This is a genomic window from Enterococcus sp. AZ040 (assembly GCF_050499185.1).
Classification (GTDB): Bacteria; Bacillota; Bacilli; order Lactobacillales; family Enterococcaceae; genus Enterococcus_D; species Enterococcus_D entomosocium.
On record NZ_JBMHEW010000001.1, the window covers coordinates 1,186,146 to 1,201,420 of the forward strand.

At 35.0% G+C, this 15,275-nt stretch carries 14 protein-coding genes; 13 read left to right on the forward strand and 1 reads right to left on the reverse strand.

The features are described 5' to 3' along the window. The first annotated feature begins 20 nt into the window (after nt 1-20). Nucleotides 21-1,319, forward strand: a complete 1,299-nt coding sequence (gene asnS, locus IGK63_RS05510; RefSeq protein WP_005236932.1) for an asparagine--tRNA ligase — start codon at nt 21-23, stop codon at nt 1,317-1,319. Between the two features lie 114 nt (nt 1,320-1,433). On the opposite strand, the gene IGK63_RS05515 is transcribed toward asnS, so the two are convergent. After that, the gene (locus IGK63_RS05515; RefSeq protein WP_429972458.1) at nt 1,434-3,191 is read right to left on the reverse strand and encodes a hypothetical protein; all 1,758 of its coding nucleotides are present in this window, start codon (nt 3,189-3,191) and stop codon (nt 1,434-1,436) included. 197 nt (nt 3,192-3,388) lie between these two features. On the opposite strand from IGK63_RS05515, the gene IGK63_RS05520 reads away from it, so the two are divergent. Genes IGK63_RS05520 through rfbD form a run of 12 tightly spaced genes read left to right on the forward strand, consistent with a single transcriptional unit; the run spans nt 3,389 to nt 15,247 of the window. Next, complete coding sequence (locus IGK63_RS05520; RefSeq protein ID WP_016613192.1) at nt 3,389-4,546, forward strand: CDP-glycerol--poly(glycerophosphate) glycerophosphotransferase; 1,158 nt, start codon at nt 3,389-3,391, stop codon at nt 4,544-4,546. Continuing rightward, nucleotides 4,536-5,261 carry a WecB/TagA/CpsF family glycosyltransferase gene (locus IGK63_RS05525; RefSeq protein WP_016613193.1) on the forward strand — a complete coding sequence of 242 codons (726 nt, stop codon included), beginning with the start codon at nt 4,536-4,538 and terminating at the stop codon, nt 5,259-5,261. Before IGK63_RS05520 ends, IGK63_RS05525 begins: the two co-directional genes overlap by 11 nt. Before the next feature lie 16 nt (nt 5,262-5,277). After that, complete coding sequence (locus IGK63_RS05530) at nt 5,278-7,263, forward strand: CDP-glycerol--poly(glycerophosphate) glycerophosphotransferase (RefSeq protein WP_016613194.1); 1,986 nt, start codon at nt 5,278-5,280, stop codon at nt 7,261-7,263. Between the two features lie 23 nt (nt 7,264-7,286). Beyond that, a complete protein-coding gene (locus tag IGK63_RS05535) occupies nt 7,287-7,988 on the forward strand; it encodes an IspD/TarI family cytidylyltransferase (RefSeq protein WP_005236927.1) in 702 nt (233 codons plus the stop codon). Further along, nucleotides 7,988-9,016, forward strand: coding sequence for a ribitol-5-phosphate dehydrogenase (locus IGK63_RS05540; protein ID WP_005236926.1), 1,029 nt, complete (start codon nt 7,988-7,990; stop codon nt 9,014-9,016). Before IGK63_RS05535 ends, IGK63_RS05540 begins: the two co-directional genes overlap by 1 nt. Then, nucleotides 9,017-10,123, forward strand: a complete 1,107-nt coding sequence (locus IGK63_RS05545) for a CDP-glycerol--poly(glycerophosphate) glycerophosphotransferase (RefSeq protein ID WP_016613196.1) — start codon at nt 9,017-9,019, stop codon at nt 10,121-10,123. A 4-nt stretch (nt 10,124-10,127) separates the two neighbouring features. Continuing rightward, a complete protein-coding gene (locus IGK63_RS05550; RefSeq protein WP_249850268.1) occupies nt 10,128-11,648 on the forward strand; it encodes a glycosyltransferase in 1,521 nt (506 codons plus the stop codon). A 3-nt stretch (nt 11,649-11,651) separates the two neighbouring features. After that, the gene (locus tag IGK63_RS05555) at nt 11,652-11,849 is read left to right on the forward strand and encodes a hypothetical protein (protein WP_005236922.1); all 198 of its coding nucleotides are present in this window, start codon (nt 11,652-11,654) and stop codon (nt 11,847-11,849) included. A 12-nt stretch (nt 11,850-11,861) separates the two neighbouring features. Next, nucleotides 11,862-12,731 carry a glucose-1-phosphate thymidylyltransferase RfbA gene (gene rfbA / locus IGK63_RS05560; protein WP_016613197.1) on the forward strand — a complete coding sequence of 290 codons (870 nt, stop codon included), beginning with the start codon at nt 11,862-11,864 and terminating at the stop codon, nt 12,729-12,731. A gap of 2 nt (nt 12,732-12,733) precedes the next feature. Then, nucleotides 12,734-13,315: a dTDP-4-dehydrorhamnose 3,5-epimerase gene (gene rfbC / locus IGK63_RS05565; protein WP_005236920.1), complete on the forward strand. Its 582-nt coding sequence runs from the start codon at nt 12,734-12,736 to the stop codon at nt 13,313-13,315. 13 nt (nt 13,316-13,328) lie between these two features. Further along, entirely contained in the window at nt 13,329-14,357 is a 1,029-nt protein-coding gene (gene rfbB / locus IGK63_RS05570) for a dTDP-glucose 4,6-dehydratase (RefSeq protein WP_034872201.1), read from the forward strand. A gap of 50 nt (nt 14,358-14,407) precedes the next feature. Then, nucleotides 14,408-15,247, forward strand: a complete 840-nt coding sequence (gene rfbD, locus IGK63_RS05575) for a dTDP-4-dehydrorhamnose reductase (protein WP_016613198.1) — start codon at nt 14,408-14,410, stop codon at nt 15,245-15,247. Nucleotides 15,248-15,275 lie beyond the last annotated feature (28 nt).

Below are 15,275 nucleotides of genomic sequence, written 5' to 3' on the forward strand. Positions count from 1 at the left end.
ATTAGATAGGAGAGAATCAAGTGGAATCTATTCAAATTTTAGATGCAAAAAAACACGTTGGCGAAACCGTTCAAATCGGAGCATGGGTTGCTAACAAACGTTCCAGCGGCAAGATCGCCTTCTTACAACTTCGCGACGGAACAGCGTATTTCCAAGGAATCGTTGTGAAAAGTGAAGTAGGTGAGGAAGTTTTCCAATTAGCGAAAAATTTAAATCAGGAAACTGCCGTACTGGTCACTGGGGAAATCAGAGAAGACAGCCGCTCAAAATTTGGCTATGAAATTGGCATTTCTGGTTTAGAAGTTGTTGGGGAAAGCCATGATTACCCAATCACACCAAAAGAACACGGAACAGATTTCTTGATGGACCATCGTCATTTATGGTTGCGTTCCTCAAAACAACACGCCATCATGCAAATCAGAAACGAAATCATCCGGGCAACGTATGAATTCTTCAACAAGAATGGCTTTATCAAAATCGATCCACCGATCCTAACCGGATCAGCACCAGAAGGAACGACCGATTTATTTGAAACCAACTATTTCGATCAAAAAGCATATCTATCTCAGTCCGGTCAATTGTACATGGAAGCTGCCGCTATGGCGTTTGGCAAAGTCTTTTCTTTTGGACCAACTTTCCGTGCCGAAAAATCAAAGACACGTCGTCACTTGATTGAATTTTGGATGATTGAACCAGAAATGGCCTTTATGCACCAAGAAGAAAGTTTAGAAGTCCAAGAGCAGTACGTGGCATTCTTAGTGCAAAATGTGCTTGATAACTGTGACTATGCACTAGACGTCTTAGGCCGTGACCGTGAAGTCTTGAAAAAATACACCAAATTACCATTCCCAAGAATCTCTTACGATGATGCAGTGGAATTATTACAAAAGAACGGCTTTGATGATATTCAATGGGGCGATGACTTTGGCTCACCACATGAGACCTTTATTGCCAATTCATTCGATCAGCCCGTCTTTATCTTAAACTATCCAAAAGCCATCAAACCTTTCTATATGAAGCCACATCCAACGAGAGAAGATGTCGTGATCTGTGCCGATATGATCGCACCAGAAGGCTATGGCGAGATCATAGGTGGTTCTGAACGTGCCATCGATCATGAATACCTGCTAGAACAAATCCGTGCCCACGGCTTGGACGAAAACGAATACTCATGGTATTTAGACCTACGCAAGTACGGTTCAGTCCCTCACACCGGCTTTGGTCTTGGATTAGAACGGACCGTTACCTGGTTATCAGGAATCGAGCACGTAAGAGAATCCATTCCGTTTCCACGGTTGTTGAATCGGATTTATCCGTAAAAAGATAGAAAGCCAGACTAACTGTCAGTGCTGTATTTATTTACTTCTTATTCAGAAAGACAAAGGGAGCTAAAAGTAAAAGAGGAAGCCCAATATTAATGGCTTCCTCTTTTTTTAGCTTCTAGTTCTCTTATTTTTAGCCTTTGATGTTTTCTTTAATTTTTTGAATAATTGGTAGAGTAAGTATATTACCACAAGAGCTATACTAATGAATTTGATAAAAAGCGAAATTGAGAATAAAGTAGAAGGTTGATAACCAACAATCACGGTATTTTTTTGATGATTGTTTGAGAGAATCAAACTCCCGATTTCCGAAAGTGTGTAATCTTCACTAGATAACATTTCTCCGTTTAATTCTACGTAACTATTGTTATAGATTATAACAGGTAGCAGGATGTTTTCTTCATCACTTTGATTACTATCCCAAGTTAGTTTTAATTCTGACTTCGCTGTAACTTCTTTATTTAAGTTGAGATCGTTATGAAGAATTTCTTTAGAGTATGCTGAATAACCATTTTGCAAGTTTGTGTTTGTAGGTAAGTAATCGGATGTTGGTTTTTGACTGACAGTAAATGCTTTTGATAAATCTGAATCACTCAGTGCCGCACGTACTTTATTTTCATCATCCTCAAGTATTTCCGCTGCTCGAGTGTCTCCAGATAAAGGTTCACTTGAATTCCATCGTCTAGCTTGGTTTTCGATAAGTTGCCAACCATTTGTTGTACTCAATAGTGCTATTACACTTAGAGAAATCAAGGATGCTTTTTTAAAGTGTATGTTTTTGACCATTTGAATGCCACGATCGATGGTAATCCCAAAACCAAGAACTAATAATACTAGAGGAATTGAGGCTAGTCTGCGTAAGAATTGAATAGAAAGCAAACTTGGGAACCAGTCAGTTAAATGATTCCAAGGAAAGTATTTTGATGAAACAATTAAAAAAAGTAGGCCAGTAACATTTATAACTTTTTCTAATGTGGTAAGCTCTTTCCATTGACTGATGGTAACAACGAGTTGTATAAGAAAAAGAGTAGATAATATTAGTCCAAAATTGTTATAATCCATTGCGCCCGTAGATAGAAAGGTTCCACCACCGTATAGATCCCTTGCGACTAAAGGCATAATTAAAGTATTACTTTGAACTTCAAGCATCGCAACAAATGTGTTCATTGACAAACAGATTGCAATTATCACAGCTAACATAGCATTGATTAACATCACTATTTTATTCTGAGCTCGATAAAATCCAATACAGAAAAAAGGAATGATAGCTATGACAGCTAAGAACGCAGTAAAGACATGGATTGATAACAGAAGTGCGATTACACCACCGAATAATAGTGGTTGAATTGGGTTTCTCGGGTTTTGAACCATCTTCACTGCAGGGATAAAAGCAAAAGGCAAGAATGCTGCACCTACTCCAGTAAAACCTTGTGTAGTGGACCACCAAATAACTAAGGGAGTAACCATATAAATTATACCGCAAAATAGAGAGACGTTCTCGCTGATGCGTGCCGACTTAGCCAATAAATACATTGAAAATCCTGCACTGAAAAAGCATAGGAAATTCAATATTAATTGGAAATGAAACCAACTTTTTACAAGAGATAAAATTGCTCCTGCAAAATAAGCGAAATCTGCACCATACATTGCATTGATTATTCTGCCTGATTGATTAAACCCAAAAAGTGATTGAAAATAATTGTAATGACCTGTTTGAATTTGCATTGATGTTTCATAATACCGATTCATATGAAATAACCAATCATTCGCCACTATAAGTGAGCGTTGAAATATTTGCGGAGATAAGAAAAAGATAGCAAAAATAATAATTATTGATAAGCTTTTTATGTTCTTTGATTTGACTTGCATGTTACTTCCTTTCAAATATCTTATTTATTAAATCATGTTTATACTAACACAAGAGAATTTTGTCTACAATAAATTCGGAAAAATGATAAAGAAATGGTAGGTTAAAAATCAAAAGAATATGTCGGTTTTATTACAATTATTTTCTTTTCCGATATTATCGGTTAAAATAGATACTAGTGTGAAAAAAGAGGTATATTATGTCATATTTAACAGTTGAATCATTATCGAAATCTTTTTATTTACAATGTGTCAAGCAAGTATCACGATTTTCATATAAAAAAAAGGATAAAGTTGTTTTTATGTTAAGTTTTCCAAGTACTAGCAGTTATATTCTTGAAAAACTCTATAAGCATTATGAAGACCGTTTAGTGGTTTGTTATACGCCAAATTCTAGAGAGGTAGCTAAGAAGTATAAGGAAAAAGGATGCCGAATTATTAATCTGAACTCTTTCGACGCTGTGTTGAGACGAGTGGTACCAGAATTAAAAAAGGCGAAAGTCATTATTTGTGACAATTATTTTGCTGTTTTGGGAGGGATTAACTTTTCAAATGACGTGAAAATAATACAAATTTGGCACGCAAATGGTGCGATTAAAAAGTTTGGATTTGAAGCTGAGTATGTAAGGAGAATGACTCAAATTGATAAAAAGAGATACCAGCAAGTGTATAATCAATTTACCCACTATGTGGTAAGTTCTCAACATATGGCTAATATTTTTGCGAGCAGTTACCACAGTTCAATAAATACGTTACCTTTTGGTTATCCATTAACAGATATTTATTTTGATAATGATCATAAAAAAGAAGTACTTAAACGTTTGAAAGAAGATAATCCGAAGGGAAAGAAAATAGTTCTTTATGTACCAACATATCGTGAAGAGAAGATGAATAATCCACTTGACTTTACCTATATGGAAAAAAAATTAGGTGATGAATGGATTCTAATCGTTCATCCTCACCCACATGATAAAGAACTATATTTAAAATTATCTTCATTGTCGTCACATAATGAGCCTTTGAGTAAATGGTCACTATCAGATTTATTGTTTGTTACAGATTGTTTGGTTACAGACTATTCTTCAGTTCCATTTGAATATTCATTAGCTAACCCGATGGGCAGAGTTGTCTACTATTGCTTTGATTATAAAGAGTATGATCACCTAGTAGGAATTCAAGATGATGCATTTGACGAGAACAATCTTGTCATAGAAGATTCGACTGAAGCTTTATTAAAAAAAATACTTGCTTTTGATGAGTTTGATTGTAAGGCTTTTAATAGAAAGTGGAACTCATTCGTAAATGGAACAGCAGCTAAACAATTAATAGATTGGATCGATAAGCAATATGAAAACTGATGTTATTATGGGAATACCAGTAGATTCGTTGACAAAAGAGGATGTGCTGAAAGATGTAACCTTTTCCTTGAATAATGGGAAAAAGATGTCAATAATCAGTGTTAATCCACAAATTGTGTCTGAATCAAATAAGTATCCTGAGATAGTAGAGTTTATTAAACAGGGCACGCATCGGATTCCAGACGGTATTGGAATTGTTCTGGTCTCTAGGATAAAAAAAGGGAATATTCGAGCGCGTCTAGCTGGTTTTGATATTATGATGGAACTATTACAGTATGCTAACGAGAAAAAGAAAAGCATTTTTTTGTATGGTGCGCATTCAGAAGTATTGAAGGATGCATTGCGGAATATACGAGTATCATACCCTGATTTGCAGATATTAGGTAGTATTGATGGCTATACTAATCTTACGGAAAGGGAAGTCGTCGAAGAAATCAACAAAAAGAATCCAGATTTTCTTTTTGTTGCGCTAGGTTTTCCTCGCCAAGAGTTGTTTTTGGCAAGAAACATTAACATCTTAAATGCCACAGTTTTTCAAGATATTGGTGGGAGCTTAGATGTGATAAGTGGTCATGCGAAAAGGGCACCCAATTTTTTTATTAAATGGCACTTAGAGTGGCTTTATCGTTCATTAAGTTCTCCAAAAAGAATAGGAAGAATTTTTCAATTGCCAGTTTTTTTAATTAAAAGCTTAGGATGGAATAGTAAAAAATAGACGACGAGGTGTAAAGATGGGGATTAGATCATTTTTATCTAGAGTGAAAAGAAAGCTCACAGGTAGGAGTGCGGTAGTGGTTCATAACAAGTCAGATGAAACTAAAATTGACAGTAAAGAACTACGAAGTATTGTAATGGACCAGATATTGAGCGATTATGTAATCAGTAAAACAGCAAGCAAAAATAATTCTGATTCTAAAAATTCGAGCAATCGATATATTTTGAAACGTGGCATAGATAAGATAGAGTTTAACAATTCTTTCTTTAAGGTTGAAGGATATGCTTATTTTGAGACAGAATCTGAGATTTCAGATGATTTAATTCGTAAAAATTTAATAATCATTAATAAAGAGACAAGACAAGAGTATATTGTTCCTTTAATTAACAAAAAATCATCCGATTCGGATTCGTGGATAAAATATAAGGGCTCGATTAATTTCTCAAGCTTCCATGAAGGAAAACCAATCGATATTGGTAGTTATGAAATGTTAATAGAAGTTACTCAATATCTAAAGAGTGCAGAAGGCTGGGTAACAAAGAGGGACACAGTTGGGAAAGTAAAAAATGCGACAAGCGATATTATTGTGTCTACAAAAATGTATAGTTTTTCAGCAAGAAGCAATAAAAAATATAGTTTAACTGTTGTTCACAGTTATGCAGGAAGCTCAATCACGATTCTTTCCAAAAAGCTATCCGATATTGATCCACTAGAGTATTCTACAGAAGAAATTAATGTAGATAGTTTTTTTGCACGAGTCATGAAACGATACATGTTTTCTTTCTTCTACAAGTATTATCATTTGCACCCCGTAAATAAGAAAAAAATATCCTTTCTTTCAGATAGTCGGATTGATATATCTGGAAATTTTGAGTACATTTATCGAAAATTACTTGAAAAAAATTTAGATTTTGATGTTCGATTTTATTTGAAGTCAAGTATTAAAGAAAAGAAAACTTTCACTGAGATTCGGTTACTTGCAAAGGCGATTGCAACAAGTAAATACATTATTGTCGATGATTTTTATCCTATGATCTATCCGTTGAAAATTAGAGAAAAAGCAGAGTTGATTCAAGTTTGGCACGCTGTAGGAGCTTTTAAAACATTTGGTTATAGTCGAGTGGGAATGCCTGGAGGACCAAGACCGGACAGTGTCAATCATAAAAATTATACTCGTGCCCTTGTAAGCTCACATAATATTGCGGACAAATATGCTGAAGGATTTGGAATATCCATCAACAATATTTTGCCAATAGGTATTCCACGAACGGACTTGTTTTTTAATAAGAATGAACAGGCGATTGTAATTGATAAAGTCTACAATGAGCTTCCTTTTTTGAAAGGAAAAAAGGTGATTTTATTCGCTCCAACGTTTAGGGGGAATGGTCAACAGTCTGCCTTTTATCCCTATGAAATGATTGATTTTAAAAAAATCTATCAAGAATTTGCTGACAAAGGGTATATCTTTTTGCTGAAAATTCATCCATTTGTCCAAAATGAACCGAATATCCCATATAAATATGCTGATTTTTTCTATGATGTTTCAAGTTACAGAGAGATAAATGATTTATTGTTGGTTACTGATATACTGATCACAGACTATTCGTCAGTTTGTTTTGAATATGCACTACTTAAGAAGCAAATGATTTTCTTTAGTCCAGACTTGGCAGAGTATATGAGTTCTAGAAACTTTTATTATGATTATCTGGACTTTATTCCTGGTTCTTTTGCCACAAATACGAATGAATTGATTTCTCAAATTAAGGATCAAAAAATAGATATTAAGAGAATAGATGACTTTGTTCATTTCTTTTTTGATGATCTCGATGGAAAATCAAGTGAACGTTTTGTTGAATACTTAGCAAATGATTTCTACAAAGAAATAAATCAAGAAGAGGTGTTTGATTCACGCTATACAGCTGATGGTAAATTCATTCCTCAGTGGGGAGAATCGACTAAGCAAAAGAAAAAAAGCAGAGAAGAAGTAGAAGAAAACAACTAATTAACAGATGAGGAGAGCTAACAATGTTATATGCACAAATTTTAGCAGGTGGTAAAGGTACAAGAATGGGGAATGTAGGCATGCCGAAACAATTTCTTCAATTAGGCAATCGACCAATCATTATTCATACACTGGAAAAATTTGTTTTAAATGATGAGTTTGATGCAATTATTGTATCTTGTCCAGAAAACTGGATCCAACATGCAAAAGATATTATTTCTAAATATATTAAAGATGATAGAGTAAAAATCATTGCTGGTGGTAAAGAAAGAAATGATACGCTAAAGAATGGTATTACCTATATACATGAACAATTTGGTAGTCATGATGATGATGTAATCGTTGTACATGATGCAGTTCGACCTTTTATTTCAAGACGAATCATTGAAGACAATATTAAATTATCTAAGCAATACAATGCCATTGATACTGTCATTCCGGCTACAGATACAATTGTTCGAGGGACTGATAAAGAAATCACTGAGATTCCTATTAGAGATGAAATGTATCAAGGGCAAACCCCTCAAACGTTCAATATTAATGTTTTTCTTGATTGTTTGAATAAACTTTCTGAAGAAGATATTAAAACGCTGAGTGATTCCTGTAAGATTTGTTTGCTTTCTGGCGTAAAGGTTGGGCTTGTTGAAGGTTCTACTTCTAATATTAAAGTGACTACACCATTTGATCTAAAAATTGCAAATGCAATCATTGAGGAGAGAGAGTAATGTTAAATCAAGTCTATCGATTGGTTTCCCCGCACCAATTTGAAACAGTTATTGTTGATGAAGAAATTGATAAAACAGATTGTATAATCGTTCGACCTACCTATTTATCAATTTGTCATGCAGACCAACGATATTTTACTGGGAGTCGTGATAAAAAAGTATTGAGTCAAAAATTACCAATGGCATTGATTCATGAGGGGATTGGAGAAGTCATTTTTGATCCAAAAGGTGAGTTTAAAAAAAGACAGAGAGTTGTCATGATACCTAATACTCCATTTGAAGAAGATCCAGTTATTGAAGAAAACTATTTAAGAAGTTCTAAATTCCGATCAAGTGGGTACGATGGTTATATGCAAGAGTACGTCTATTTGAGACGAGATCGTGCAGTTTTCTTGCCTGATAATATCGAGTCTGAGTTAGCTTCTTTTATTGAGTTGATCTCAGTATCTATGCATGCGATTAGTCGATTGGACAAAGTGATGAATCAAAATCGTCAAGTATTCGGTGTTTGGGGTGATGGTAACCTTGGTTATATATCATCTGTTTTGATTAAAAATATGTTCCCAGAAGCCAAATTAATTGTTTTTGGAAAGCATAGAGATAAGCTTGATTATTTTTCTTTTGCAGACGAAACATATCAAGTGGATGAGATACCAGCTAATTTAGAAATTTCTAATGCTGTAGAGTGTACAGGTGGGATGGGAAGTCAAGACGCCATTAATCAAATTATTGATCTGATAAAACCTCAAGGGGTTATTGCGTTAATGGGAGTCTCGGAGCATTTTGTAGAAGTGAATACTCGGATGGTATTAGAAAAAGGCTTGACTGTGTTAGGAAGCTCTCGAAGCGGGCGTGAAGCTTTTCAAAAAACAGTTGATTTTTTAAGTAACAATGATGAAACACGCCAAAGATTATTAAGTTTAATTGGTATTCGAAAGACAATCAAGAAATTGTCAGACGTAGTAGAATTTTTTGAAGAAGACTTAATAAGTAGCTGGGGTAAATCAGTAATGAAATGGGAAATATAAGTGAAAAGTATAAAGCTATATCTACTAAGATTAGTAATCAATTTGTTTTATCAATTTTTCTTATTGTTTTGTAGAGTTGATTCTACAAAAATAACTTTAGCAACGAATCGAAATGCCGAACTGTTTGCTGGTTTAAAAAACATTCAGAAGATTTTTAATGAAAAAGGTTCGTTTAAAATTACTGCGATTTCTTTCAATTTTGAGCGAACCTTATACGGCAGAGTCAAATATTTGTTTAATTCGATTGGTAGTGTTTATCATTTAGCAACGTCACGCTTCTTTATAATAGATGATTATTTTTTTCCTGTATATTGTATAAACAAAAACAAAAAAAATAATGTCATCCAAATTTGGCATGCGATCGGTCACCTTAAAAAGTTTGGATTATCTATTCCATCTAATAATTCAAGTATAATTAAACACCATTCAAACTATGATTTTGCAATCGTCAATAGTACCGAGGATATTCCATATTACGCAGAAGCATTTGGAATGACTAAAGAGAAGGTAATATCATTAGGAAATCCCAAAGTAGATGGTTTATATTTATATAGTGATCTTGTAGGTAGTAGAGAAAAGAATGGTAAAAAGAAACTCCTTTATGCACCGACCTACCGGAAGGATAATCAAGATTCTGTTGAAATCATTGAATCTTTTTTATCTAGTTTTGAGCATTTGACATCTATTTTTGATATTTACATCTCCCTGCATCCATATGTGACTTATAAAAAGAATATTAATATCGATGGAATTACAATTTTTCAAGATGGAAATTTTTCAGAGCAAATTCTTCCTAAAATTGATTTGATGATAACTGATTACTCTTCTATTATGTTAGAGTATAGCTATTTTGAAAAACCTTTGCTTATTTTTGCTCCTGACGTTAATACATATACAAAAGATGTAGGATTCTATGTTGATTTTCCAAAGTATGTTGAAGCACCTATTTTTACATCAATAAGCCAATTAACCTATTTTGTAGAAACAGGCGAGTATTTGAATGATCTTAACTATATTTTAGCTTTAAAAAATAAAGTTTTTGATTATGTTGAAGGATCAAATGCGGAAAGGTTATATAATTTTATAGTTGAACAGACTAAATATTGAGGAAGTGTTATTATTGAAAATAAGTGTCATAATTCCTGTTTATAATGCTGAGAAACATATTAGCGTTGCTCTAGATTCACTTGCTTGTCAAACAATGAAGCAAAGTGATTTTGAGGTTATTTGTATTGATGATGCATCAAGTGATAATAGTTTAAATGTAATCGAAAGTTTTAAAAACAAAATTTTAAATTTACGTATTATTAAAAGAGATGTAGGGTCTGGTGGACCAATGACCCCACGGAACCAAGGAATTGAGGCTTCTGAAGGAGATTACATCGCCTTTTTAGATAATGATGATTTTTATGGTGAAGAAACCTTGGAACGTTTTTATGAGAATGCAGTCAAGGCTGATGCAGACGTTGTGATAGGAAAGTATGTGGGCGTAAATGGTAGAAATGTTCCTCAATCCCAATTTACTAAAGGTGTTAACTTGAGTGCAGATATTCTTTCAACCAATTTAGTATATACTCTTGCTCCGCATAAATTATTTAGTAAAAGATTGATAAACCAGTTAAATCTACGATTTGATCCTAAAGCAGTTGTTGGGGAAGATCAATTATTCGTAATGACAGCATATATATATGCAAAAAATATTGCTGTATTGTCAGATTATGAGTATTACTATGTTGTAAAAAGAGGAGAAGAAAACTTAAGTTTAAAACAGTTCCCGGCGAATGAATTTTACCACTCGTTTACGCTTATCATGGAAGAGCTAAAGAAAAATGCCATTGATGTTCTCTATCAAAAAAAATTGAAAATCGCTTTTTTGAATCGATTTCTAAAAGCTAGTCGATTACGAAGCATATTATTCTCAAAAAGATTTTCTAGAGAAACAAAAATTGATTATTTTAATGCCAGCAAGACTTTTTTTAACAACTATATTTCACAAGAAGAACTATCTTCGATAAATCCTGAGTTTCAATATATAGTAGTATTTTGTCAAAAGTATACTTTTGATGATCTGACTCATTTTCACAATAATATGAATAAAATAACGAGTAAAGATGTTATGGCTGTCAATAAAGATGGCATCTACTCGCAACAAAAATATTTCGATAAGCAACACTCTTATGATGAATCGTTGAATGTGTCATTTTTGTCAAAAGATATTATTAATATTACAAATATTAGCTTGGATAAAGGGCAGTTTGTTTTTGAGGGTTTATTTACTCAAACCCTTTTAATTAATCATATAACTCAATATACTTTAATTATGAGACATAGAGAAAAGAAATTTGAGAAGCGCTATAATGATTATATCGTACCAAATGAAAACCAATTTTCTTTTAAAATAGATTTTAAGTCTTTACTACTATCAAAAGAAATAGCATTAGGTATATGGGATGTTTTTATTAAAGCTAGTGCAGATGATTACTCATTTGAGCGCAGAATAGGAAATCAGCGTAATTTCCAACCGACGCTTATCAAATCAAAAATTGAGGGCCTTGACGGGAATGTTTATTCAGTTGAACCGTATTTCACTAAACCATATGATAATTTATCTTTTAATATTAAGGTGGGGTAAACAATGGAAGCCAAAATAATTGAGGACTGTAAATCATTTCGACGACCTTCAGAAAAAGCTGAAGAAGTCAGGGATTTTAAGCTAGAAGAAATAATTGAAGTTTATCCTTTAACAGACAAATGGATGGAACTAAGACCTGTAACTGCTGAAGGTACACTTTACACAGAATTTATACAAAAAAGTAAACTTAAATTACAATAATGGGGGACAACAATGAAAGGAATCATTTTAGCAGGAGGATCAGGCACACGCTTGTATCCACTCACAAAAGCAACATCGAAACAATTGATGCCAATTTATGATAAGCCAATGATCTATTACCCTATGTCTACGCTGATGCTGGCTGGCATTAAAGAGATCTTGATTATCTCTACACCACAGGACACCCCACGATTCGAAGAGCTCTTTGGCGATGGACGAGAATTAGGACTTCAGATAGAATATGCTGTTCAGCCAACACCTGATGGACTTGCACAAGCTTTCATCATTGGGGAAGAATTTATTGGAAATGAGAGTGTCTGCCTGATTTTAGGAGACAATATCTACTATGGCGGTGGCTTATCTAAGATGTTACAAAAAGCTGCTCAAAAAGAAGAAGGTGCCACGGTATTTGGTTATCATGTCAACGATCCAGAACGTTTTGGTGTGGTAGAATTTGATGAGTCGATGCAAGCTGTTTCGATTGAAGAAAAACCTGCTATGCCAAAGTCTAGCTATGCCGTGACAGGTTTATACTTCTATGATAATCAAGTTGTTGAGATTGCTAAAAAAATTGTCCCTTCTGAACGAGGAGAATTGGAAATCACCGATATCAATCAAAAGTATCTTGAAGAAGGAAAACTCTCAGTAGAAGTGATGGGACGGGGATTTGCTTGGTTAGATACAGGTACACATGAGTCCTTACTAGAAGCATCCACGTTCATTGAAACCATTGAAAAGCGACAAAATCTTAAAGTTGCTTGTTTAGAAGAAATTGCTTATCGAATGGGTTATATCAATCAGGAGCAATTGATCGCATTAGCACAACCATTGAAAAAAAATCAATATGGTCAATATTTATTGAACCTGGCAAGTGAGGCATAAACATGGGAAAATTAACCGTAACAAAAACAAAATTGACAGATGTCTTGATTTTAGAGCCTGCTGTCTTTGGTGATCATCGTGGTTTCTTCACCGAAAGCTATTCTCAAGCTGATTTTCAAGAAGCAGGAATCACACAAACCTTTGTACAGGACAATCATTCCTTGTCCGTTGAAGCAGGTGTTTTGCGAGGACTTCATTTTCAAAAAGGAACTGCCGCGCAAACCAAATTGATTCGTGTGGTGACGGGTGCCGTTTTAGATGTAATCGTTGATATTAGAAAAGGAAGTCCTACCTATGGAGAATGGGAAGGCTATATTTTATCTGAAAGTAATCAGCGACAATTGTTGGTCCCTAAAGGATTTGCTCATGGGTTCATGACATTGACTTCAAACGTAAACTTTTTGTACAAGTGTGATAATTATTATGATGCTCAGGCTGATGCAGGTATTGCATTTGATGATCCTGATTTGGCGATCGATTGGCCCATTGCAAAAGAAAAAGCGATTCTTTCGGAAAAAGACCAACATCACCCAACTTTAAAAGCGTTTGAAGAACAAAACCCGTTTATTTATGGCGAGATATAAGGAGCGAGTGGACATGAAAAAAATCATTGTAACCGGAGGGGCAGGCTTCATTGGGTCAAATTTCGTCCATTATGTCGTTAATCATCACCCAGAGATCCATGTCACTGTTTTAGATAAACTAACTTATGCTGGAAACAAAGAAAATCTAGCGGGTCTTCCAAAAGATCGTGTAGAGTTAGTGGTTGGCGATATTGCTGACAGCGCATTAGTCGATCAGTTGGTCCAGCAAACCGATGCGGTGGTTCATTATGCTGCAGAATCACACAATGATAACTCATTGAAAGATCCATTTCCTTTTGTTCAGACAAATCTGATTGGCACCTATACATTGATTGAAGCTTGTCGAAAATACGATGTGCGTTATCACCACGTATCAACCGATGAAGTGTACGGCGATCTACCGTTACGAAAAGATCTTCCAGGGCATGGGGAAGGACCAGGGGAGAAGTTTACCGACCAAACACCCTATAACCCATCTAGTCCCTATTCTTCCACAAAGGCTGGCTCTGATTTATTAGTCAAAGCTTGGGTTCGTTCGTTCGGTTTGCGGGCAACCCTTTCTAACTGTTCCAATAATTATGGTCCCTACCAACATATCGAAAAATTTATTCCACGCCAAATTACGAATATTCTGAGTGGCATACGACCAAAATTATATGGTGAAGGAAAAAATGTTCGCGATTGGATCCATACAAATGATCATTCTTCAGCAGTATGGACAATCTTAACAAAAGGTCGAATTGGCGAGACTTACTTGATTGGTGCTGATGGAGAAGCAGACAACAAATCAGTCATTGAAACGATTTTAACATTGATGGGAGAGCCAAAAGATGCCTATGATCATGTGACTGATCGCCCCGGTCATGACTTGCGGTATGCCATCGATGCCTCAAAATTAAAAGAAGAATTGGGTTGGCAGCCGATGTTCACGGATTTTGAAGAAGGTCTAGCTGATACGATCGACTGGTATCGAAACAATCCTTCTTGGTGGCAAGATGAAAAAGATCAAGTTGAGAAAAGTTACGCAGAACAGGGACAATAAGGAATCAAAAGCAGGAGAGATCCTGCTTTTTTGAAAGGAAGCGATCATTTATGTACTTAATCACAGGAGGAAATGGCCAATTAGGCAGTGAATTACGTCATCTATTTGATGAAAAAGGTATTGACTACGTGTCTACCGATGCGAAAGAGATGGATATCACAGATGAAACGGTCACGATGGAGAAAGTAAAAGAAATCCACCCATCGGTTATCTTTCATTGTGCTGCGTATACCGCAGTTGATAAAGCAGAAGAAGAAGGCAAAGAATTAGATGAGTTAATCAATGTCAACGGCACAAGAAATGTGGCCCTGGCTGCAAAAGCTATAGGTGCAAAACTTGTTTATATCAGTACTGACTATGTTTTTGATGGAGAAAAGCAAGTTGGTGAATACCAAGTCGATGATCAAGTAAATCCCCAAAATGAATACGGAAGAACCAAATTATTAGGGGAACAAGCAGTCCAAGAAATATTGGATGATTACTATATTATTCGTACTTCTTGGGTTTTTGGACGGTACGGACACAATTTTGTCTATACCATGCAGCGGTTAGCTAAGGAACATAAGACTTTAACAGTAGTCAATGATCAATATGGGCGCCCAACTTGGACACGAACATTAGCAGAATTTATGCTTTATGTTATCGAAAAGCAAGCACCGACTGGAATTTATCATCTTTCCAATGATAACAGCTGCTCATGGCATGAATTTGCGTGCGAAATACTAAAAGATTCAGATGTAGTTGTCAAGCCGATTCCTTCTTCCGAGTTCCCACAAAAGGCGAAGCGACCACAATATTCGGTGATGAATCTTTCAAAAGCAAAAGAGTTGGGATTTGAAATTCCTACATGGCAAGAAGCTTTAAGAATGATGGTGCAGGATATTAGCTAGTTAGTAACATACTAATTAACCTGTCATG

Bases quoted from the DNA above. Each gene is read 5' to 3' on its own strand.
- IGK63_RS05515 (WP_429972458.1), bottom strand. From the start codon at position 3,191: ATGCAAGTCAAATCAAAGAACATAAAAAGCTTATCAATAATTATTATT.
- IGK63_RS05520 (WP_016613192.1), top strand. From the start codon at position 3,389: ATGTCATATTTAACAGTTGAATCATTATCGAAATCTTTTTATTTACAA.
- IGK63_RS05525 (WP_016613193.1), top strand. From the start codon at position 4,536: ATGAAAACTGATGTTATTATGGGAATACCAGTAGATTCGTTGACAAAA.
- IGK63_RS05530 (WP_016613194.1), top strand. From the start codon at position 5,278: ATGGGGATTAGATCATTTTTATCTAGAGTGAAAAGAAAGCTCACAGGT.
- IGK63_RS05535 (WP_005236927.1), top strand. From the start codon at position 7,287: ATGTTATATGCACAAATTTTAGCAGGTGGTAAAGGTACAAGAATGGGG.
- IGK63_RS05540 (WP_005236926.1), top strand. From the start codon at position 7,988: ATGTTAAATCAAGTCTATCGATTGGTTTCCCCGCACCAATTTGAAACA.
- IGK63_RS05555 (WP_005236922.1), top strand. From the start codon at position 11,652: ATGGAAGCCAAAATAATTGAGGACTGTAAATCATTTCGACGACCTTCA.
- rfbA (WP_016613197.1), top strand. From the start codon at position 11,862: ATGAAAGGAATCATTTTAGCAGGAGGATCAGGCACACGCTTGTATCCA.
- rfbC (WP_005236920.1), top strand. From the start codon at position 12,734: ATGGGAAAATTAACCGTAACAAAAACAAAATTGACAGATGTCTTGATT.
- rfbB (WP_034872201.1), top strand. From the start codon at position 13,329: ATGAAAAAAATCATTGTAACCGGAGGGGCAGGCTTCATTGGGTCAAAT.
- rfbD (WP_016613198.1), top strand. From the start codon at position 14,408: ATGTACTTAATCACAGGAGGAAATGGCCAATTAGGCAGTGAATTACGT.